A 22,747-nucleotide genomic window follows, 5' to 3' on the forward strand; every position below is an offset into this window, starting at 1 on the left:
ATAATCTTTTTCATTTCAGTTCCTCCATGAAGGTCAGTGTCGTTCAATCCGTTTGCTTTCCCCTCTTCTTTTTGGCCCATTCCGTTTTCTTGCGATTCCATACATCGTCGAAATGGTCGGTCAGCAGCTGCTCGAATGCCGCGGCGTCGAAGTCTTCCCCTTCGGCTGAGAACTGCTGCACCAGCGGTTTCACCTCTGCCCGCCAGCATTTCATCACCTTGCTGCGGCGTTCGGCGGTAAGCCCTTCCACACGGGAAAGGCCGGTGTTGAGCCGGTTGCCGATTTTGGTATAGAGTTTCAGGGCCGGGTTTTCCCGCTGGCTCTGTTCTGCCGCCTCGTCTGAGGCGGCTTTTTTGCAGGTGCATTTCCCCTGATTGGGTGCTGTCCGGCTGCAATATTTTGCGGTTCCGCTGAAGGGCACGAACAACTTGCCGCATCGCTGGCAGGGGCGGACGGTCTGGTGCTGAGCGCACATCTGCACGAATTCCGCCATCACCACCGAAGTGAGGCAATCTGCCACCAGATAGGAACGGCTGGCGATGTCTGGATGCTTTCGGGCTTTCGGATCTTCTTTCGGCATGGACAGTCGCCCCAGCATCCGCATGTGGAGCTTTTCGTACAGCCGGTTCCCTTCCACTGCGGCCCGATGGTTTGTAATCAGCGCATCTCCATAGCGGTAATCTGCCGGTTTTTCCGGGTCGCTATCCGCCGCGGCCAGTGTGTATTCCACCAGACTTGCAAGAGATGGTTGAAAACTTGCCAGCTGTTTCAGCTGACCGGCCAGCAAAGTGAGCGAGGTATACGCGGCGGCACTCAACTCCCGGTCATCCATGTCGGCATAATTCACCATGGTTGCATCCGGCTGGGGCCAGCAGGTCAGGTACCGCTCTACACACTCGCTGGACTGTTCCAGCGCATAGCAGAGCTGGATCTCCTGCTGAAGAATCCTGCCGAATCCATTTTCCGCAACCAGACCCTGCTCTTCTGGCGTCAGGTTGTGGAACCCCAGCCTTTTCAGCATCTGGTGGTAAACGTCCGAGGCAGCCTGGGTGCAATACCGCTCCAGCAAGATATGCATGGCCGGATAATCCCCCAGCGCGGTTTGGATTTCCTGATACAGCCGGGCCAACTGATAATAAAGGGCCTGTTCCGGATGCTCCAATGCCTGCCGGATGCTGCGGCCCGGTTGTTTCGGTTCCGGCTGGGGTTCTACAGCGCGCGCCTCTTCCGGCGCTTTGGAGAACCGGCTGAAAAACGATCTCCGTTTTTTCGTCTCGGCAGCAGCGGGTTCAGCTGATGCCGGGGGCTGGTAATTCCGCCAGTCCGTCTGTTCCAGCAGCTCCGCATTGACCGAAATCGCGCACCCGGAAAACTGCTGGAGCAGCGACTGGGCCTTCTGGTAGAATTCCTGCCAGGGCATATCCAGCCCGGCAAACACCAGATCGCCCAAAGCACAGGATTCTTCGATCCAGATCCGGGACTGGTTGTGTTCCACATACTCCGGATCTTTCATGTTCTGCTGAATCTGCTTCATCACTTCGATTACAGATCTCCGTTCCCCGCTTCGGCGGGGTTCTTTTTTTGTCTGCTCCGAGGGCGGATTGCGGTGTATCAGGATGGGCAGACACAGCTGTTTTTCCTGGAAACGAAACACAAAACTTGTGGACATGGTAAAATCCTCGCTTTTTTGAAAAACTTCAAAAAATGGCTCAACAAGGCCGTTTTTTCATGTGTATCGGCGCGAATTTGATGTGTAATTTCAACATTACATGAATTCAAGATAACACATATAGCATTTTCGGTCAAGCCGTGGTATCTTGTGTTCACGGCACCTTGACAACTGAATATCCATGTTCCCCAATGATCCGCGTTCCCGTCGCGTCCGCGCAGCCACGCAGGGCCTATCATCCTGCCCGCTGCGCGGCGGGACGGGTTCGTGAAATTTAATATTAATGGAGGTGACCCTCACGAACGACCAAGAAATCCTCTGCTTTGCAGACATTCCAACCGAGGAGGTGAACTGGCTTTGGTATCCTTACATTCCCTATGGAAAAATTACAATTTTACAGGGCGACCCGGGCTGCGGCAAAACCATGGTGGCGCTGTCACTGGCGGCAATGCTTTCCACCGGTGCAACTCTCCCCTTTTCCCCGCAGGCAAACGAACCGATTACAATTCTTTACCAGACATCGGAAGATGGAATTGCCGACACCATAAAGCCCCGTCTGGAGCGGGCGCAGGCAGACTGCACCCGCATCAAGATCATCGACGAGTCAAAAACGCCACTGCGTTTCGATGACACCCGGCTGGAAGCCGCCGTCCGGCAGGAAAATGCCCGTCTTCTGATTCTGGACCCGCTTTCCGCGTACATTGGCGAATCGGTCAGCATGAACCAGGCCAACGAGGTGCGCAGCGCCTTCCGCAGCCTGTACTCCATGGCCCAGCGCACCGGCTGCGCCGTTCTGATCGTGGCACACATGAACAAGATGAACGGGACCTCAGCTTTGTACCGCACCAGCGGTTCTATTGATGTGGCTGGTGCGGTGCGCTCCATCCTCACAGTGACCCAATACCGCAAGTCCCCCACCCAGCGGGTGCTGGTGCCGGTCAAGAGCAATCTTGCCCCCGTAGGCAATGGACTGCTGCTGGAGGTGACCGACCATGTGGAATGGCTCGACCAGCTGGAAGAAGCGGATGCAGACCAGCTGCTGAACAGCAATCAGGGGCCTGCAGCGCCCACAAAACAGCAGCAGGCGGAACAAGGGCTTTTGCAGCTGCTGCAAAATGGCCCGGTGAGTCACAAGGATATCATCCTGCATTTTTCCCGGCAGGGCATCAGCAAACGGACCGTGGAGCTGGCCAAAAGCAATCTGCCCATCAAGAGCATCCGAATCAAAGACGGCTGGCTGTGGCAGCTGGAAGAATAACCATGAAATCACACAGCGCATCATGCGAAGGCAGCAAAGGCTGCTGACTCGTGCATTGTTGCGTTGTTGCAATAGAGGAACCATTGATGAAAAAGAAAGAAGTAAAAATCCGCCTGACCGAGGGCGAACTGGCCCGCCTGAATGACAATGTGGCCAAAACCGGCCTGTCCCGGGAAACCTATCTCCGTCTGCTGATCTCACACCGGGTACCGGTGGAGCTTCCGCCTGCCGATTACCGCGCACTGATGCGCCAGCTCCGGCAGATTCAGCTCTGCCTGATCAATGCCCCGGCGCGGCCGGAAAACGGCACTGATCCCTTTGCCCTGCAAAACACCTTGCAGGCTCTGGACCACACCCTGCTGGCGATGCAGTACGCGGTGTTGCCCCGGCAGGCCATCCCCATGGAAAGCGAGGCGAGCAACAATGCCTGACGCCGTGGTGGATTCCCGATACATTGCCCTCAAGCTGATCGCTCTGCTGTATGAGCAGGGAGCCATCAACCGGGCGACCTACGAATGTGTCTGCGCCACCTACGGCGCACCGCCCTCATCCGAACAGTGAATTTGGATTTGTACATTTCTCAGGGAGAAAAAGCTGCGCTACAATGGGCGCATACAAAAGGAGGACAGTTCTATGAACAACATCAAACAAGACCGGGCCCGCCCGCGCAAGGTGGTATTTTACGGGCGGGTATCCACTGAACATGAGGCTCAGATTTCCGCGCTGGACAATCAGATGGAATGGTATCAGGAGCTGGCCTCCAGCCATCCCAACTGGACGGTGGTGGATCAATATGTGGATGAGGGCATCACCGGAACGCAGGCGAAAAAACGGCCATCCTTTCTGCGGATGATCGAGGACGCCAAAAGCGGAAAATTCGACCTGATCGTAACCCGCGAGGTCTGCCGCTTTGCCCGGAACACGGTGGATACCCTTTCCTACACCCGGGAACTGGCCAAGCTGGGCGTGGAGGTTTACTTTGCCGCCGACGGCATCTGGACCATGGACAACGACGGTGAGCTCCGCCTGTCGCTGATGGCCACGCTGGCTCAGGAAGAAAGCCGCAAGATCAGTGAGCGGGTGCTGGCCGGGCAGCGGATGAGCCGGGAAAAGAAGGTGCTGTACGGCAACGGAAATATTCTGGGCTATGATCTGGACAAGGCCAACAACACCTACGTCATCAACGAGGAGCAGGCCGAAACCGTGCGGATGATTTTTGAGCAGTACGCCACCGGGGACGGCCTGACCAAGGTGGCCAAAACCTTAATGGAAAAGGGGCGCAAGGATGGGGCCGGGCATGTGAACTGGGATGCCAGCAAGGTGACCCGGGTGCTGCGGAAAGCCACCTACATGGGCTACTGCGTGTACAACCGCTCCCGGACGGTGGATTATCTGGAGCACCGGCGGGTGAACAACACCGACGAGGACACCTATGTGATGGTGAAGGGGGATTTTCCCGCCATTATCGACGAGGAGCTGTGGTACAAATGCAACGCCATCCGGAAAGGGCGCACCCGCCACCTGCTGGACGAAAACGGAAAGCCCCGCCGGTATGGCGGCACCATTGCAAAAAACGTGTGGGTCACCAAGCTGGTGTGCAGCTGCGGGGCAAAATTCCGCCGCTGTCTGTGGCAGACCAAGGCGGACGGCACCCAGACCTGGGGCTTTGAGTGTTACCGCCACACCAAGCGCAGCCTTCAGTTTTTGCAGCAGCACGGACTGCCGGAGGGACTCTGTGATTTAAAGGATTTTCCGGAGTGGAAGCTGGAGCTGATGGCAGTGAAAATCTTTGAAGCCGTGTGGGGCAGTCGCCGGGAGGTAGTGCTGGAGGCCTGCCGGATGCTGAGCGCCTGCTACCAGCGGGAGACCGCCGATCCGGCCAAGCTGAACGCACTGGACAAACGCATCGACGGGCTGAACGAAAAGCTGAACAACCTGATTCTGATGAAGGCATCCAATCAGATTACCCTGAAGCAGTTTCTGGAACAGAGCAACGAGATCAGCGCCCAGCAGAGCCGGGCCACCCGGGAGCGGGAGGAGCTGCTGGCCCGAGACAGCCAGGACGGCGGGCTGGACATCGACGCCATCGAGGCTTCCCTGTGCGAAGCGGTGACCTTCACCGACGGCAAGGTGAGCGAGTGGTTCATTCAGACCTTCGTGAAGAAGGTGGTTCCCATAGACGGCACCCGATTTGCCTGGGTGCTGGATCTGGCCCCGCAGTCCCAGACGGTTTTCTGTGAAGCCACCGGGCGAAAGGAATACCCCCGCATCTCGCTGGAAAGCAATTTATTCCCGGGCGCATGGCCCGACATACAAGACGAACCGCCCGACCGGCCCTTCCTGTTGGATCGGGAGGGAAACCCGAATGGGGACATATCAGCGGCAGAATTGGAACAGGGCAGGCAGCCATCAAGAACCCCCGGAAGTAATCCGATCGGGCTCATGCAGCTGACGCTGCACTTTGAGGACGCCCATGCGTTCCAAAAAGCGCGAAATTGCGTGGTAAAGCCCAGCCGATGGCATGACATCGACCTGGAAGTATACCTGTAATACGCCAATCCCCCTGCCGCTGGAAACAGCGCAGGGGGATTTTTGGTTGAGTGCTTACGTGCAGGAACGGCCCTGTTGTAACGGATACTCGAAAGGAAAAGCAGCCGAATGATTTTGGCAGACATACGGCTCTAAAGGATAAGTACGGAAATCGTCAATTCCAGGCATGCGGCTGTTCTGCGGATGCGGCGGCAAAAGAAAAAGCGCATGAAGGCGGGCGTGAAAAAGCAGAGGGAAGGGTATTCGTGCCCGCCTTTCACTGCGGCCGATGGTTTGTGATCCGTGCACCTTCGTGTCAATACAGTCTGCCGTCTACACGTTTTGCACAAAACCTGATGAACAGATTTGGAAGCACAAATACCATATATGCCGTGTTTTGTACCACTTGAGAAAAGTAAATTGCAATACGTAGGAACACTACCTATAATTGAGAGGCATTGAAACAGGATTGTGAAAATTTTCGCGGGATGCAAGAAACCAAAGAAACAGCAGTGCAAACAAAGGAATGCGAGGAGAACGTAATGGAAGAAAACAAACAGCGCAAAAAAGAACTAAAAAAAGCCTATAAACGACAAAAGCGACGGTTGGTTACCCCTTGGAAGGTGCTGACGATCTTCAGCCTTATTATCACGATACTGCTGTGGCCCCTGTTTGGCGTACTGAAAACCTTCGACAATACCGTGGCCGCCTTTGTGGGCGGCACCTTCTGGGAGTTGGAAAACGAGGACCCCAATGCGATCTATTTTGAAGGCGACTTCGCCAGCATTGAAGAGATGAATGCCTACGGCATGGAACTGTGCGAGACCGTGGAAGGCGAGGGTGCAGCCCTGCTGATGAACGAGAACGACGCGCTGCCCCTGGCGAAAGGTGCCGCAGTGAGCTGTTTCTCCACATCTTCCGTGAACCTTGTCTACGGCGGCACCGGTTCCGGTAACATCGATGCCTCCAAGGCCGATAATCTGCGCACTGCGCTGGAGAAGGTAGGCTTTGCGGTGAACGACACTCTGTGGAGCTTCTACAGCGAGGGCCCCGCGGCCGAGTATGCCCGTGCAGCCGGCGGTATGGTGAGCCTTGCCAGTGCAACCGTGGCCGAGGCACCCTGGAGCGTCTATACCGATGAGGTGAAGAACTCCGTGGCCGAATACGGCGACGCTGCCATTGTGGTTCTCTCCCGTGTGGGCGGTGAGGGTGCCGACCTGACCTACGAGGGCGGCAACTATCTGGCTCTGGATGAAAACGAGAAGGAAATGATGGAGAACCTGGCTGCCATGAAGGAAGCCGGCACCGTCAGCAAGATCATCGTGCTTATCAACTCCGCCAACGCCCTGCAGGTGGACTTTTTGAAGGATAACATCTACGATGTGGATGCCTGCCTATGGATCGGTGATGTGGGTATCTCCGGCATTAACGCTGTGGCCAAGATCCTGGCCGGCGAGATCAACCCCTCCGGCAGTCTGGTGGATACCTACTGCTTCGACAACTATTCCGCCCCGGCCATGAAGAACTTCACCCCCATCCAGTATGAGGGCTATACCGAGGGCCTGATCCCCGCCAACGCCAGCACCTATATGATCTATCAGGAAGGGATCTACGTTGGCTACAAGTACTACGAGACCCGTTACGAGGACTATGTTATGGGCACCGGCAATGCCGGTGACTACGCCTACAGCGACGATGTGGCCTTCCCCTTCGGCTACGGCCTGAGCTACACCGACTTTGCCTACAGCGACCTGGCGGTGGAGTATGACGCCGCTGCTGACCAGTTCGTGCTGTCGGTGAAGGTGACCAACACCGGGGACAGCTACACCGGTAAGGAGACCGTACAGGTCTATGTCCAGTCCCCCTACACCGACTACGACCGTGAAAACGGTGTGGAGAAGGCCTCTGTGGCGCTGTGCGGCTTCGGCAAGACCGAGTTGCTGGCTCCCGGTGCTTCTGAGGTCCTGACCATCCGTGTGGACAAGCGGGACATCGCTTCCTATGATGCCTACGGTGCCGGCACCTACATTCTGGACGCGGGCGACTACTACCTCACCGTGGCCACCGATGCGCACAACGCTGTGAACAACATTCTGGCCGCCAAGGGCTACACCGCTGAGACCACGAATGGCCGCATGGATGCTGAGGGCAGCGCTGCGCTGACCTACACCTGGAACGAGGCGGAGCTGGACACCGCCACCTACGCCACTTCCGCCAATGGCACCCCCATCGAGAATCAGCTGTCCGACGCGGACATCAACCTGTACGAGGGCAGCGATGCCTCCGTGACCTACCTGACCCGCAGCGACTGGACCGGCACCTTCCCTCAGCAATCTGTGCAGCTGGCTCTGACCGACACCATGGTGGCGCAGCTGCAGGATGTGCAGTATGACCCCGCCAATTATGAGGCTCAGACCATGCCTGCCCTGGGCAAGGACAACGGCCTGAAGCTGTACGACATGATCGGCCTGGAATTCGACGATCCCAAGTGGCAGGACCTGCTGGATCAGATGACCTTTGACGAGATGGTCAGCCTGATCGGTGATGCCTTCCACTGGACCATGCCGGTGAAGTCCATCGAGGCTCCCGGTACCCGCGATGAGAACGGCCCTCAGGGTCTGACCGCATCTCTGATCGCCTCTGACGCAACCCAGCTGGATGCCACCGCCTTTACTTCTGAGGATGTGATGGCAGCCACCTTCAATGTGGACCTGATGAGCGAGATCGGCCGCGTCATCGGAAACAACTGCCTGGAGGCGGGCATTGCATGCCTGTACGGCCCCGGCAACAACATCCACCGCACCCCCTATGGCGGCCGTAACTTCGAGTACTACTCCGAGGATGGCTTCCTGTCCGGCGAGATGAGCGCCTATGAGGTGGCCGGCATCCAGTCCAAGGGCGTGCATGTGGTGATGAAGCATTTCGCCCTGAACGACAGTGAACAGGATCGTATTGGTCTGGGCGTGTGGCTGAACGAGCAGGCTGCCCGTGAGATCTATCTGAAGGCGTTCCAGGCGCCCATCGAAGAGGGCAACGGCAACGGCGTGATGACCGCCTACACCCGCTGGGGCTGCATCTGGTCCGGCGGCAACAAGGGCCTGATGACCGGTATCCTGCGTGATGAGTGGGGCTGCCAGGGCATGAACATCACCGACAACGTGCTCACCTCCTACGTCAACGGCGTGGACGGTCTGATGGCCGGTGTGAGCATTTATGACGCCATGCTGCCCCTGGTGACCAACCAGCTGCCCCAGTATGAGAACGACGCGGTGATCGTGAACGCCATGCGCGAGGCGTGCCATCATAACCTGTACGCCATTGCCAACTCCTGCGGCATGAACGGTGTAGGTGCCAACACCACCGTCAAGCTGACCCAGCCTCTGGTGCTGACCATTCTGCTTATCATCGTGTGCGCCTTCTCGGTGCTGCTGCTGGTGGGCATTGTGCTGTGGATTCTGCGGGCCCGTCGATTCCGTGCCTGCTCGGAGTTCACTGCCTATCGAGCGTTCAAAAAACAGAACCGACGCTAAACAGGTTCAGTAAAAACAGACCGTGAGGAAATCCCCCCCTGATGCAGGAAAACACACCTGCATCAGGGGGGATTTTTCGTAAAAACCGGAGCTGCAGACATCTTCCGATGCTGCCAGCTCAGATGAGGTCTGTGCCGGCAAAGGGACAACCCGACGGCAGAATGCCACGCCTTTCCGGATCAGCAGGTGGTAAAACAGCCGTCAGCGCGCTGCCTGTCGAAAAGAAGGATACGAGGAGGGCAAGAGAAAGATCGCAGCATACAGAGCAATTCATGCTGTAAAATGTTAATTCGCGCTGAAATTACCAAGGAGGGAGCGGTGGAGACTATTATAAATAGTAATAAAAGGGATCGGTAAAAATTCTGTTTCGGAAGGGGGGCAAACAAAACATTCAATTTATACCGACCTGAAAAAGGAGAAGGAGTATGAAAAATTTCATGGCGAACAAACCTTTGGGATTCCGCGTCACTCTGGTCACCATGGCGTTGTCTCTGGTGACGGCGCTGGTATATCTGGCCATCTACTCCAGCAGCCGGTATATGTCCTGGCAGGCCTTTGGGATCATGGTAGCAGGCGTTGCGGTCGCCGCTGTACTGATCGGCCTGAAGCAGGTGCGATTTGCCCCCTCTGCGTTGCTGCTGGGCGACTTCCTGTCGCTGCTGTTTTATGTGTACTACATCTACTTCTACATCTCTTCGGTGGCCACCGGCATTCAGTTTTCCGGTTTCCCGCTGGAATTCTTTGTGAACGCCGTATTGTACGGGCTGAGCCTGGTGCTGAGCATCGCCTGTGTGTTCATGCGTCAGACCATTGAGGAATGAGAAAGGAGAATCCTGCTACATGAAATACAAACTGCAGCGAAAACTGCTTACTGTCGTCAGTATGCTGCTGGCGGGTGTCCTGGTGCTGGCCACCCTCATCACCGGGGAAAATGCAGACGCCATCAACGGTACCCTGGGCACCAAGACCTTTGAGGTTGTCCAGACCGGTGATACCGATGAGGACACCGAATATTACAAGTCTGATTTCTCCAGCATCGCGGACCTGCGTGCTGCGGGCAAGCAGACTGCGGCCGAAGTGCTGGCCGAAGGTATGGTCCTGCTGAAAAATGACAACAATGCCCTGCCCCTGAGTCAGGGCAGCAACGTGAGCCTGGTGGGCGTCACCGCATATGACCCCGTTTACGGCGGTACCGGTTCCGGCACCATCAGCGTCAACGACGCGGTGAACTATGTGGATTCCCTGACCAAGGCCGGCTTCAATGTGAACCCCGACCTGCAGGCGGCCTACACCTCCGAGGACTGGGCGCAGTACAAGCGTGGCAGCGAAGGCAAGTTCGGTACCACCACCCTGATGATCCACGAAGCTCCCTGGACCGTGGTGGATGAGGCTGCGGGCAGCAGCTTTGCCCAGTACGGTGATGCTGCCATCTTCGTGGTGGGCCGTGTGGGCGGCGAAGGCTACGACCTGATCGGCGTTGGCGGTGACGGCATCGACAACGGCGACGGCCTGGGCCCCGACTACCTGGGCCTGAACGAAAACGAGCTCTCGGTGCTGGAGGGCCTGAAGGCCAAGAAGGCTGCCGGTGAGATCAAGAAGATCATTGTGCTCATCAACTACGCCGGTATGATCGAGGGCGATTTCCTGAACGATCCCGACATCGACGCCGCCCTGTGGGTGGGTGCCCTGGGTGTGGGCGGCGACGCTGTGGGTCAGGTTCTGTCCGGAGCGGTTTCTCCCTCCGGCCGTCTGCCCGACACCATGTGGGTGGACAATGCAAAGAACCCGGTCAATGTGAACTTCGGCCGCTGGATCTATGAGAATGCCGATGAGCTGGGCGTGCCCAATGAGCTGGGCACCGGCCAGTACCCCGCCACTACTCTGGCAGGCTACGTGATCTATCAGGAAGGCATGTATCTGGGCTACCGCTACACCGAGACCCGTTACGAGGACCTGGTCCTGGGTACCGCCAATGTGGGCGATTATGACTACGCCTCCGTGGTGGCCCGTCCCTTCGGCTTCGGACTGTCTTACGCACAGTTTGCACTGTCCGATATGAGTGTACAGAAGAGCGGTGACCGGGAGTACAATGTCACCGTTACCGTTACCAACACCTCCGACACCTACTCCGGTAAGTGCTCTGTACCGGTGTACATCTCCAAGCCTTACGGCGAATATGCCAAGACCAACGGCATCCAGGTTCCCTCCGTTGAACTGGTGGACTTTGGCAAGACCCAGATTCTGGCCCCCGGCCAGAGCGAAACTCTGACCATTCCGGTGGATGAAAAGTTCTTTGCCTCTTATGACTCCTACAATGCCGAGGGCTATGTGCTCATGGACGGCGATTACTACCTGGCTGTGGGCGGCAATGCCCACGAGGCAGTGAACAATGTTCTGGCCGCCAAGAAGGCCAACGGCGTTGCCGTGGATGAGACCAAGATGGTGGGCGGCACCGGCGATGCTTCTCTGGTGTCCAAGTTCACCCTGAGCTTCGACAAGGACAAGTACGCTTACTCCGATGCCGTTTCCAGCCTGGACGGCGAGACCAATGTGCAGGTCACCAATCTGTTCGACTTTGCGGACATCAACCTGTACGAGGGCCGCGGCGACAACAGTGTGGAATACTACAGCCGCGACAACTGGAACGCCGTATCCTTTGATATGGTCAACGGCCATGCGACCCTGACCATGACCGAGCAGATGGCACAGGATATCTATGCCCAGCTGCCTGCTCAGACCGGTAAGTACAACAACGCTGCCGGTGTGCCCGAGCAGTACCTGCAGCCCATCCAGCCGGACGACGGCGAATATCCCGCTTACGGCGTGGATGCCGGCCTGAAGCTGGTGGACATGCGGTACGATGGGGAAGGCAACGAGATCGCTTATAACGATCCCCTGTGGGATACCTTCATGGACCAGCTGAGCTGGGATGAAACCATGCGCCTGGTGTCCAGCGGCTTCCATATGACTGAGCCTGTGGAAAGCATTGCCAAGCCCCAGACCAAGGACGAAAACGGCCCCAACGGCTTCGGCGGCTGGGCCTTTGGCTCCGGATACTACACCGGCCAGAACGGTCTGGCCTACCGCACTGCCCAGGAACAGGGCTTTGTGGACAAGGACGGCAATGTGACTGAGGGTGCCGATCCCGAAGGCTTCAACAGAATGACCGGTTTCCCGGCCAACGGTATCCTGGCGGCTACCTTCAACCGGGAGCTGGCCGAAAAAGCCGGCAACATCATCGGCAATGACGGCATCTGGGCCGGTGCAAGCGGCCTGTACGGCATCGGCCTGAACATTCACCGTTCTCCCTATGCCGGCCGTACCTGCGAGTACTTCAGCGAATGCGGCACCCTGACCGGCCTGATGGGCGCGGCCGAGTGCAAGGGCATCGAGGCCAAGGGCGTGCATGTGTACAACAAGCACTGCGCTCTGAACGACCAGGAGACCAACCGCCACGGTGTGTGCACCTGGGCCAACGAGCAGACCATCCGCGAAATTTACCTGCGTGCCTTTGAGCTGCCCATTGTGGAAGGCGGCGCCTTCAATACCATGGCTTCCTTCTCCCGTTTCGGCACCCAGGCTGCTGCTGCCTGCTCGGCGCTGGGCACCGACTTCCTGCGGGGTGAGTGCGGTATGAAGGGCATCATCGTCACCGACGCTTACGGCGACATGGACGGCAGCCAGGACTGCGATCCCTACTTCGAGCAGGTTTACGGTGTGCTGGTGGGCGGCTGCGACCTGCCCGACGGCAGCACTCCCAAGACCGCCGGTCACTTCAAGCAGTTTGAGACCGGATACAGCCAGATGGCCTGGGCCATGCGGGAATCGGCCAAGCGGATCTGCTATCAGACGGCCTGGTCCAACGCCATGAACGGCATCTCCACCAGCACGGAAATTGTGAGCATTATTCCCTGGTGGCAGAGCCTGCTCTACATTGGCGACGGTATCTTCATTTCTCTCTTCGCAATCGGCACCGTTTGGACGGGCGCGGCTCTCTATCAGGAGAGCAAAAAGCGCGCCAAGAACAAGTCGATGCAGTAAATCCTCTTTTTCAAAATGCGCCGGGCAGGCTTGCCCGGCGCATTTTGGTATCCGGCGAAGGCTTGTTTCGCCGCCGGAATTTGTGCTACCATGAAATGGGAAAGAGGACGCGGCGGACGCCTCTTTCCGAGAGACGGAAAAGGAGTGTGTGAGGATGCTGAACGTGGCCATCGTGGACGACGAGGCAGCGGAGCGTCAGAAATTACAGAGCTATCTGCAGGAAGTGACGCGGCAAAAAGGCATTGCCTTCTGCGTGGACGAATTTTCCTCGGCAGATGCTTTTCTGGTGCAATACCGGCAGGGATACGATCTGATCTTTCTGGATATTGAGTTCCCTCACGGGAAAAGCGGCATGGATGCGGCCCGTGCCCTGCGCCGGATTGATTCTGCTGTGGTGATCATCTTTGTGACCAACATTGCCCAGATGGCGGTGGAGGGCTACGAGGTGGACGCCCTGGATTTTATTGTCAAGCCGGTGGAGCCGTATGCCTTTCAGCTCAAAATGACCCGGGTGCTGTCCCGGGTGGCCTGCAGTGCTTCGGACCGAATCACCGTGCGGCAGGATGGGGAAATGTACGGCCTGCAGGTGCATCTGATTCGCTATCTGACGGTGGAAGGCCACTATGTGGTGTATCATTCCCGGGAGGGGAAGTTTGCGGAGTATCTGACGCTGTCTGCGGCGGAAAAAAAGCTGAACAGTCCGCTGTTCTGCCGGTGCGACCGGGGCTGCCTGGTCAATCTGCGGTTTGTCAGCGCGATTAAAAAGAATGTATGTGTGGTGGACGGGCAGGAGCTGGTCATTGCCCGGACCCAGCGCGCCCAGTTTTTGCAGGCATATGCAGAGTTTCTGGGCGGAACAAGGCAGGAGAAATAAGATGCAGCTGTTTATTCGTATGTCCTATACCATTGAGATTTTACTGGGGGCGATGGTGTTCCTGCAGGCACTGCCCCGGCGAGAACATTTTTGGGTGCGGATGGCTGCGGCGCTGGCGGTCATCTGGGCAGCGGGATGGCTTCTGTCCTTTCCGAAGGAGTGGGGGGAGCTGTACAACCTGGTCAGCCTCCAGCTCACGATTGTGGCGGTGGTTCTGTGCATGTGGAGCGTCTTTGAGGCCCCGTTCATGAATGTTCTGTCTGCCTGTGTTTCCGGAGTGGCAGCTCAGCACATCGGCCATCATATCAGCCGCCTGGCGGCGGAGCTGCCCTGGGTGGAGCACTGGAGCAACCTGCTGGAGTTTTTCTGTGTGAGCGTTGTATATCTGGCCCTGTACGCCATGCTGGGGCGCCGTTTGCGGAACATCGAGTATTACGAGTACACCGATTCCCGGATTGTGGCGGTGTCGGTGGTGATCGTGCTCATCTGTACCGGCATCACCCGGGTGCTGCGCCTGGCAGGGGGAATGAATTTTTATATAACGGTGGCCACGGCCCTGTATGCCATCACCTGCTGTGTGCTGGCGCTGTTTTTTGAGTTCTTCCTTTATTACAATCTCCGGAAAGAAAATGAGCACAACCTGTTCCAGCGCATCCATGAGGAAGAGCGCAGACAATACGAGATCAGCCGGGAAAATGCCGAGATTCTCAGCATCAAATCCCACGACCTGAAGCACAAGCTGGTGGCGCTGGAGGGGCGGTTGCCGCAGGGCGAAATCGACTCCATGCGCAGGATCATCGATACCTATGACAGCATCTACCACACCGGCAGCGAGGTGCTGGATATTATCCTGAACGAAAAGAACCTCCGCTGCCGAGGCAAGGGGATCTCGATTACCTGCATGGGTTCCGGAAAGGCACTTGATTCTCTGGATTCCATGGATGCGTATTCGCTGTTCGGCAATTTGCTGGAAAACGCCATCGCTGCCGCGGAACAGCTGGAGGAGACAGGTAAACGGATCATCAGCATGGTTATCGAACAAAAGGGAAATCTGGTTTCCGTTGATGTGATGAATTTCTTCCAGGGAACCGTTCCCTTGCAGGAAGATGGGCTGCCCTGCACCAGCAAACAGGAGGAAACCGGTTATCATGGGTATGGTCTGAAAAGCGTGCGCGCCATTGCACGGAAATACAAAGGAGACCTGACCATTCATATCCGGGATGAGATTTTTACGGCACAAGTTTATCTGCAGCGGGAGGAGAATGATTCATAAGGGGCTGGATACCCCATGCCAACCAGAGGTCCCTCACTGTGTGGGCTTTGCCGGAACGGTGTGCGGTATTCGCTTTTTGCAAAGCGCTCCGGTCCATGATATAATAAGGCAATTGAAAGATAGGAGGGACCGCCGGTGCATATCGCTATTGTGGAAGACGAGCAGGAGCAGCGGGACCTGCTGCAGAGCTATATTCAGCAATACTCCAAGGAAAACGGGATGAGCTTTTCTGTGGAAGCGTTTGCGGATGGCCGCATCCTTATTGATGGCTATTCCTCCCAGTACGATATCATTCTGCTGGACATTGAGTTGCCCGGAATGAACGGCATGGAGATTGCGGAATACATTCGCACCAAGGACGATGATGTGGTTCTGATGTTTATTACCAATATGGCTCAGTATGCGGTAGGCGGCTATTCTGTGGGAGCACTGGATTTTGTGCTCAAGCCCATCAATTACAGCACCTTTTCCATGCGCTTTGCCCGGGCGATCAAGCGGGCAGGCCTGCGCAAGAGCGCCCAGATTTTGCTGAATCTGCCGGACTGCGTGCGCCGAATCGAGACCCAGCAGATCTATTACATCGAGGTCATGAACAAGATGCTGCACTATCACACCCAGCTGGGTGAGTTTGTGCTGCGGGGCACCATGCAGAGCGTGGAAAACGAGCTCTCCCGCTACAATTTTGTACGCTGCAACCACTGGTATCTTGTGAATCTCCGTCATGTTACCGAGCTACGGCGCGACACCGTGCTGGTAGGGCAGACAGAACTGGAAATCAGCCGGCGAAACCGAAAGGCGTTTCTGACCGCGCTGACCGCATATGTGGGAGGCAGCAACGAATGGATCTGACATCGGTGACTTTGGAAATCTGGCGTATGCTGGAGGTATGCTGCATCGCCCTTGCGTTTCTCGTTCCATTGAAGAAAAAGGAAAGCCGGTGGGTGCGGCGGGCAGTGATTTGCATTGCGCTTGGCGGTCTGGTGTTTTTGGGGATGCCGGTGGTGATTGCGCATTTTCCCTTCATGGCCTGCGTGCGCTCGGCGGTGTTTCTGGTGTTTACCGGGGTGCTGTTCTGGCAGTGTGCGGATCTTTCCTTTAATTCCATTGTATATTGCGCGGTCTGGTCCACGATGCTGGGCGACTTTCTGATCGAATGCAACACGCTGCTTTACCGGAATCTGATGCTGAAGCCGATCTGGTCCGCAGTGGTGGGAATGGTTCTGCTGCTCGTTCTGACGGGTGGAGTAGGGTGCACGATCGCCCGCTGGATGCCGGACAAGGGACGATACCATACGGGACCGCGCCAGTTTGCCTTTGCATTGGGACTGTGGGTCATCTCGGTTTTGGCAGATCTGTTCTGGGTCATCTGGAACCCGCCGATAGAGTATGTGAGCGACTGGGTTTTGCTGCTGATGATCAAGTTCTACTGCATCACGGTTCTTTACCTGCAGCACGGGCTTTTTCAGAAAAGTGCGATCCGCCAGGAGCTGGCCATGCTGAACACCCTCTGGATGCAGCAAAAGGCGCAGTACGATCTATCCAAGGAGAACATTGCGCTGATCAACCGGAAATGCCACGATCTGAAGCATCAGATTCGGGCTATGCGCGCCATATTCACGGAAGAGCAGCAGAAAAAATACTTCCAGGACATCGAGCAGTCGGTGCGCATTTATGATGTGCTGGCGAAAACCGGGAACGAGGTACTGGATACGGTGCTCACGGAAAAAAGCCTTGTGTGCGAGGCCAATGGCATCCAGGCGAACTGTGTGGCTGACGGCCGGGTTCTTGCGTTTATGGACCCGGTGGATCTGTACACCATCTTCGGTAACGCGCTGGACAATGCCATCGAGAGCGTTTCCACCATTGAGGACCGGACCCGGCGGATCATCGATGTACAGGTATACAGCGAAAAGCAGATGCTGGTCATCCAGATCATCAACCCGATCACGCAGGAGCTGGTGTTCGACGCGGAGGATCTGCCGGTGACCACCAAGGAGCAGAATGGGTACCACGGGTTTGGCTTGCGCAGCATCCGCCATACGGTCAAAAAATATGGTGGATTTATGACGGTAAAGGTTGAGGACGGCGCCTTCTATCTGCGGCTGCTTCTGCCGAAAATACCGCCGCAAACGCCGAATCAGGTCAGCCCTGAATGATCGGAATTACAGAAACAAATAACGAAAGCCCCGGCGGATGCCGGGGCTTTTGTTTATTCGTTTTATCGTTTGATATCGTGGTCCTGGTTCATAATGCTGCGAATGACCCGGACATCGTCGATAATGTTGCAATCGCCGTGAATGGTATGCTCGATCACGCTGCTGGCCACGGCAAAGTCAGCGATCTCCTGCGGCTCATAGCCATGCATGATCGCGTAGATCAGGCCGCTGGCAAATGCGTCGCCGCCGCCCACGCGATCCAGGATAATAAAGTCGATCTGCTTGCTTTCCCAGGTTTTTCCCTGGTACCACATATAGGCCTTCAGGCTGTTTTCGCTGCCGCTGTGGGCATATCGCACATGGCGGGCGATGCACTGCAGGTTGGGGTAGCGGGCCACAAAGGCCTCAAAGATCCGTGCCTGCTCCTCCAGGGAGGGCTGCATGGGAACGCCGTCCTTCCAGTCGCCCTTGGAGTGGTCCTGCTCATCCTTCCACAGGTGGTAGGGCTCGATGCCCAGCAGCACATCCACGTAGGGCAGGCAGAGGGTACAGAAATCCCGCGCCTCCTCCCAGCTCCACAAAGAGCTGCGGAAGTTGCCGTCGAAGCTTACGGTCATGCCCTTCTTCTTGGCCACCTTCAGGCAGGTGAGGATCAGATCGGCACAGTTTTTGCCAAGGGCCGGGGTGATGCCGCTCAGGTGCAGCCAGTCGTATCCGTCCAGGATCTGCTCCATATCCAGGCGGCTGTAGTCGTATTCCACAAAGGCGCTGTGCTTGCGGTCATACACCACCTGGCTGGAACGGACGCCGTAGCCGGTTTCCAGATAATAGGTTCCCAGCCGGTGGGACGGGGTTTCCTCGGGGGTGCTCAGGATCATCCGTGCACAGTGCACATTGTTGCCGCGCAGCATGCGCATAACGCTTTTGCCCAGACTGTTGTCCGGCACTACGGTGAAAACCGTGGTATCCACGCCCAGGTTGGCCAGACCCACCGCGATGTTGGCTTCGCTTCCGCCGTAAACCGCCTCAAAGCTGTTGGCGATCTGGATCGTATTGTAATTGGGAGGGGTCAGTCGAAGCATGACCTCACCCACGGTAATGAAACGGCCCGGTTTGGCCATCTGACACAATTCCATGGTATGCGCTCCTCTCATAAAAAGCAGACGGAGCCGGACAGAACAGTTCCGTCCGGCTCCGTTTGTGCTACGGTTGATATGTCCCACATGATCCGGTGGGATTGCAGGGGCCGTTCAGATTCTTTCCGCGGCTGCTGTCCGGTGCTTAGGCGTTGCGGGCTGCCTTCAGAATCGCAACCGACTTCTGGCACAGGTCCTTGATCTCATCCCATTTCTGGTTGTCGATCAGGTCGGCGGTTACCATGTAGGAGCCGCCGCAGGCGCAGATCACCGGGCAGGACAGATACTCTTCCAGATTCTTCAGGGAGATGCCGCCGGTGGGCATGATCTTGAACATGGCGAAGGGAGCGCTCAGAGCCTTGATCTTGGCCAGACCGCCGGACTGCTCGGCGGGGAAGAACTTCAGAACCTCCAGGCCCAGCTTGTAAGCGGTGTGGTAATCGGTGGCAGTGGTGCAGCCGGGGAATACGGCCACGCCCTTCTCCTGGCAGTAACGAACGATCTCCGGGTCCAGACCGGGGGTCACGATGAACTTCGCGCCGGCGGCCAGAGCCTCGTCCACCTGAGCGGTGGTCAGCACGGTGCCCGCACCCACCAGCATTTCGGGGCAGGTTTCGGCCATCAGGCGGATGGCGTTTGCGGCGCCGGCTGCACGGAAGGTCACCTCAGCAACAGGCAGGCCGCCCTCGCACAGGGCCTTGGCCAGGGGAGCGGCATCACGCTCGGGATGATTCAGCTTGATAACAGGAACAACGCCGATATCGGAAATACGCTGTGCAATCTGATTCATTTTTGTTTTCTCCTTTCAGGTCTGCGATACCCTGAGGCCTATTATACACCGGAATAAGCAGAAAATCCACCATCAATGGGAATGCACACACCGGTGATGAAGCTGGCGGCCTCGTTGTTCAGCAGAAACAGAACTGCGCCGGCCAGCTCCTTCTCGGTGTCGCCGAAGCGGCCCATGGGAGTGGCAGCCAGGATCTTGCCGGTACGGGCGGTGGGGGTGCCGTCCTCGTTGTAGAGCAGCTTCTGGTTCTGCTTGGTGGAGAAGAAGCCGGGGGCAATGGCGTTCACGCGGATGCCCACCTTGCTGAAGTGAACGGCCAGCCACTGGGTGAAGTTGCTGATGGCAGCCTTCGCACCGGAGTAGGCGGGGATCTTGGTCAGCGGGGTGTAGGCGTTCATGGAGGAGATGTTCAGGATGTTGCAGCCCTCCTTGCCGACCATCTGGCGGGCAAAGGCCTGGGTGGGCAGCAGGGTGCCGATGAAGTTCAGGTTGAACACGAACTCCACGCCGGAAGTTTCCAGATCGAAGAAGCTCTTGGTGTCGCCGTCGATGTCGCCCAGCTCAAAGTACTCCTTGTCGGTGGTGGCGCGGGGGTTGTTGCCGCCGGCGCCGTTGATCAGGATGTCGCAGCTGCCCAGATCGGCGGCAACCGCGTCGGCCACAGCGTAGCAGCTCTCCTTCTCCAGAACGTTGCACTTGTAAGCGCGGGCCACGCCGCCCTCGGCAACGATCTCATCTGCGAACTTCTGAGCAGCCTCCTGGTTCAGGTCCAGCAGAGCCACCTTGGCGCCGGCACGGGCCAGCACCTTGGCAAAAGCGGAGCACAGCACGCCGCCGGCACCGGTGATAACGGCAACCTTGCCGGTCAGATCAGTATTCAGTACATTCTTTTCCATTTTGATGCATCCTTTCTTTTCAGTTTCGCAGAATCAGGCCTTGAAGGTCTTCTCGCAGGCCTCGAACAGACCGTTGATGTAGGTGGCGCCCAGAGCGCGGTCATACAGGCCGTAGCCGGGCTTGCCGGTCTCGCCCCAGATCATGCGGCCGTGGTCGGGACGAACATAGCCGTCGAAGCCGGTCTCCACCAGAGCCTTCACGATCTCGTAGATGTCCAGGCTGCCGCAGCTGGACAGATGGGCGCGCTCCTCAAAGCTGCCGTCCTCCATGATCTTCACGTTGCGGATGTGCATGAAGGCGATGCGGCCCATGGCGCTGTACTTGCGGATCATCTTGACCACGTCGTTGCTGGCAGCGCAGCCCAGGGAACCGGTGCACAGGCACAGGCTGTTGGCGGGGCTGTCCACCAGGGCCAGGAAGCGGTCCAGGTTCTCCTCGCAGGTGATGATGCGGGGCAGACCGAAGATGGGGTACGGGGGATCGTCCGGATGGATGGCCATCACGACGCCGCATTCCTCGGCAACGGGAATGACCTTCTTCAGGAACTTCTCCAGGTTCTTCCACAGGCCTTCCTCGCCCAGCTCACCGTAGGCGGCGATCAGCTCGCGCACCTCGTCCTGGCTGTAGCTGGAGTCCCAGCCGGGCAGATGGATGTCGTCCTTCAGGGGGTCCAGACCCTTCATCTGCTCCCAGTACATCACCAGGCTGGTGGAGCCGTCGGCGGCCTTCTTGTCCAGCTGGGTGCGGGTCCAGTCAAATACGGGCATGAAGTTGTAGGTCACGCACTTGATGCCGTGCTTGGCGCAGCGGCGGATGTTCTCGCAGTAGACCTCCAGCAGCTCGTCCACGTTGCCGCGGCCCAGCTTGATGTTCTCGTGCACGGGAATGGACTCCACCACATCGAACACCAGGCCGTTCTCCTCGCACTGCTTGCGCATCTTTTCGATGCTTTCCTCAGGCCATACCTCACCGGGCTTTACGTCGTACACAGCGCTTACGATGCTGCGCATGCCGGGGATCTGACGGATGTACTCCAGCGAGATGGGATCGCTCTCGCCGTACCAACGGAAAGACAGTTTCATACGATTTCTCCTTATCTGATTGATTGTTTCAAATGGCTTACAGACCAAAATAACGAACCGCGTTGTTGGTGCAGATGTCCTTTACCAGGCCGCCCACATACTCCATATCGGCGGGGTACTCGCCGTTTTCGATCCAGCGGCCCAGCAGGCTGCACAGGATGCGGCGGAAGTATTCGTGGCGGGCGTAGCTCAGGAAGCTGCGGCTGTCGGTGAGCATGCCGATGAAGTTGCCCAGAACACTCAGGTTGGCCAGGCTTTCCATCTGCTGGGTCATGCCGATCTTGTTGTCGTTGAACCACCAGGCGCTGCCGTGCTGGATCTTGCCGGGAACCTCGCTGCTCTGGAACGCGCCCAGCAGGGTGTCGATCCACTCGTTGTCGGCGGGGTTCAGGCTGTACAGCACGGTCTTGGGCAGGTTGTTCTCCCGCTCCAGCGCGTCCATCAGGGCGTAGGTGGCGCTGCAGCTGTCGGTGACGGCGATGCAGTCGTAGCCGCAGTCGGCACCCAGAGCGGTGAACATCCGGCTGTTGGGGTTGCGCTTGCAGCTGAAGTGCAGCTGCAGAACCCAGCCGCGGGCCTTGTACTCCCGGGCGCAGTGCAGCAGCAGTGCGGTCTGGTAGCCCTCGGCTTCCTCACGGCTCACTGCCTGGCCGGCCAGCGCCTTGCGCAGGGTCTCGCTGGCCTGCTCGCTGCTCACCTCACGGTACATCACGTAATCCAGGCCGTGGTCGGCGGCGCGGCAGCCGTTCTCGTCGAAGTAGGCGATCCGCTCGCTCAGTGCCTGGCAGACGGCCTCCACGCTATCCAGCGTTTTGCCGGTGGTCTGGCCCAGCTTGGCGATGTATTCCACAAAGCCGGGCTTGTGGATGTTCAGCGCCGGGTCCGGACGGAAGCTGGGGCATACCCGAACCGGGAAGCTCTGATCGGCTGCCAGCTTCTTGTGCCACTCCAGATCGCTGCAGGGGTCGTCGGTGGTGCCGACCATGGCCACGTTGCTGGCCAGGATCAGGCCCCGGGCGCTCATGGCGGGATCGTTCTGCAGTTTCTCGTTGCACAGATCCCACACCTGCTGGGCGGTCTCGCCGTTCAGCACGCCCTCGTAGCCGAAGTAGTTCTTCAGCTCCAGATGGCACCAGTGGTACATGGGGTTGCCGATGGCGCGGGGCAGGCTCTCGGCGAATTTCTGGAACTTCTCCCGGTCGGATGCATCGCCGGTGATGAAGCGCTCGTCCACACCGTTGGAGCGCATCAGGCGCCACTTGTAGTGGTCGCCTCCCAGCCAGACCTGCGTGATGTTTTCAAAGCGGCGATCCTCAAAAATTTCCTTCGGATCGATGTGGCAATGATAGTCCACAATGGGCATTCCCTCCGCATAGCCATGGTACAGCTGCCTGGCAGCGGCGGTGTTCAGCAAAAAGTCTTCACTCAAAAAGCGTTCCACGAGACGTCTTCCTTTCTCCGGTTCTTTTTTGTTTACTATACACTTTAATAATTACAACTAAAATTGCAAAA

General features: G+C 57.5%; 17 protein-coding genes. 11 read left to right on the forward strand and 6 right to left on the reverse strand.

Features of this window, described 5'->3' with window-relative positions; genetic code table 11:
* Window positions 1-43 precede the first annotated feature (43 nt).
* Window positions 44-1,534 carry a DUF6076 domain-containing protein gene (locus B5F28_RS11445; RefSeq protein WP_087296021.1) on the reverse strand — a complete coding sequence of 497 codons (1,491 nt, stop codon included), beginning with the start codon at window positions 1,532-1,534 and terminating at the stop codon, window positions 44-46.
* A gap of 418 nt (window positions 1,535-1,952) precedes the next feature.
* On the opposite strand from B5F28_RS11445, the gene B5F28_RS11450 reads away from it, so the two are divergent.
* The 11 genes from B5F28_RS11450 to B5F28_RS11495 all read left to right on the forward strand — a co-directional run bounded on the left by B5F28_RS11450 (window position 1,953) and on the right by B5F28_RS11495 (window position 17,330).
* Entirely contained in the window at window positions 1,953-2,927 is a 975-nt protein-coding gene (locus B5F28_RS11450; protein ID WP_087296022.1) for an AAA family ATPase, read from the forward strand.
* 86 nt (window positions 2,928-3,013) lie between these two features.
* On the forward strand, window positions 3,014-3,358 hold the full coding sequence (locus B5F28_RS11455; RefSeq protein ID WP_087296023.1) for a plasmid mobilization protein: 345 nt from the start codon (window positions 3,014-3,016) through the stop codon (window positions 3,356-3,358).
* Entirely contained in the window at window positions 3,351-3,488 is a 138-nt protein-coding gene (locus tag B5F28_RS14780) for a hypothetical protein (protein WP_158097588.1), read from the forward strand. Before B5F28_RS11455 ends, B5F28_RS14780 begins: the two co-directional genes overlap by 8 nt.
* 72 nt (window positions 3,489-3,560) lie before the next feature.
* Window positions 3,561-5,477 carry a recombinase family protein gene (locus B5F28_RS11460; protein ID WP_087296024.1) on the forward strand — a complete coding sequence of 639 codons (1,917 nt, stop codon included), beginning with the start codon at window positions 3,561-3,563 and terminating at the stop codon, window positions 5,475-5,477.
* A 521-nt stretch (window positions 5,478-5,998) separates the two neighbouring features.
* Window positions 5,999-8,986: a glycoside hydrolase family 3 protein gene (locus tag B5F28_RS11465; protein WP_087296025.1), complete on the forward strand. Its 2,988-nt coding sequence runs from the start codon at window positions 5,999-6,001 to the stop codon at window positions 8,984-8,986.
* A gap of 425 nt (window positions 8,987-9,411) precedes the next feature.
* Window positions 9,412-9,807 carry a hypothetical protein gene (locus B5F28_RS11470; RefSeq protein ID WP_087296026.1) on the forward strand — a complete coding sequence of 132 codons (396 nt, stop codon included), beginning with the start codon at window positions 9,412-9,414 and terminating at the stop codon, window positions 9,805-9,807.
* Between the two features lie 19 nt (window positions 9,808-9,826).
* The gene (locus B5F28_RS11475) at window positions 9,827-13,027 is read left to right on the forward strand and encodes a glycoside hydrolase family 3 protein (protein ID WP_087296027.1); all 3,201 of its coding nucleotides are present in this window, start codon (window positions 9,827-9,829) and stop codon (window positions 13,025-13,027) included.
* Window positions 13,028-13,181: 154 nt separating this feature from the next.
* Complete coding sequence (locus B5F28_RS11480) at window positions 13,182-13,901, forward strand: LytR/AlgR family response regulator transcription factor (RefSeq protein WP_087296028.1); 720 nt, start codon at window positions 13,182-13,184, stop codon at window positions 13,899-13,901.
* A 1-nt stretch (window position 13,902) separates the two neighbouring features.
* The gene (locus B5F28_RS11485) at window positions 13,903-15,174 is read left to right on the forward strand and encodes an ATP-binding protein (protein ID WP_158097589.1); all 1,272 of its coding nucleotides are present in this window, start codon (window positions 13,903-13,905) and stop codon (window positions 15,172-15,174) included.
* Window positions 15,175-15,309: 135 nt separating this feature from the next.
* Window positions 15,310-16,023 (forward strand): LytR/AlgR family response regulator transcription factor, encoded by a 714-nt coding sequence (locus tag B5F28_RS11490; RefSeq protein ID WP_206423082.1) that lies wholly within the window; start codon window positions 15,310-15,312, stop codon window positions 16,021-16,023.
* Window positions 16,014-17,330, forward strand: coding sequence for an ATP-binding protein (locus B5F28_RS11495; protein ID WP_087296030.1), 1,317 nt, complete (start codon window positions 16,014-16,016; stop codon window positions 17,328-17,330). Before B5F28_RS11490 ends, B5F28_RS11495 begins: the two co-directional genes overlap by 10 nt.
* Window positions 17,331-17,392: 62 nt before the next feature.
* Here the strand turns inward: B5F28_RS11495 and B5F28_RS11500 are convergent, their stop codons facing one another.
* From B5F28_RS11500 to uxaC, 5 genes are all read right to left on the reverse strand, one after another.
* Window positions 17,393-18,466, reverse strand: coding sequence for a sugar kinase (locus B5F28_RS11500; protein ID WP_087296031.1), 1,074 nt, complete (start codon window positions 18,464-18,466; stop codon window positions 17,393-17,395).
* Window positions 18,467-18,611: 145 nt separating this feature from the next.
* Complete coding sequence (gene eda, locus B5F28_RS11505; protein ID WP_087296032.1) at window positions 18,612-19,256, reverse strand: bifunctional 4-hydroxy-2-oxoglutarate aldolase/2-dehydro-3-deoxy-phosphogluconate aldolase; 645 nt, start codon at window positions 19,254-19,256, stop codon at window positions 18,612-18,614.
* A gap of 41 nt (window positions 19,257-19,297) precedes the next feature.
* Window positions 19,298-20,152 carry an SDR family oxidoreductase gene (locus tag B5F28_RS11510; RefSeq protein ID WP_087296033.1) on the reverse strand — a complete coding sequence of 285 codons (855 nt, stop codon included), beginning with the start codon at window positions 20,150-20,152 and terminating at the stop codon, window positions 19,298-19,300.
* A 33-nt stretch (window positions 20,153-20,185) separates the two neighbouring features.
* Window positions 20,186-21,235, reverse strand: coding sequence for a mannonate dehydratase (gene uxuA, locus B5F28_RS11515; protein WP_087296034.1), 1,050 nt, complete (start codon window positions 21,233-21,235; stop codon window positions 20,186-20,188).
* Between the two features lie 37 nt (window positions 21,236-21,272).
* A complete protein-coding gene (gene uxaC, locus B5F28_RS11520) occupies window positions 21,273-22,676 on the reverse strand; it encodes a glucuronate isomerase (RefSeq protein ID WP_087296035.1) in 1,404 nt (467 codons plus the stop codon).
* Between the last annotated feature and the right edge of the window lie 71 nt (window positions 22,677-22,747).

The organism is Gemmiger sp. An194 (genome assembly GCF_002160145.1).
GTDB lineage: Bacteria > Bacillota > Clostridia > Oscillospirales > Ruminococcaceae > Allofournierella.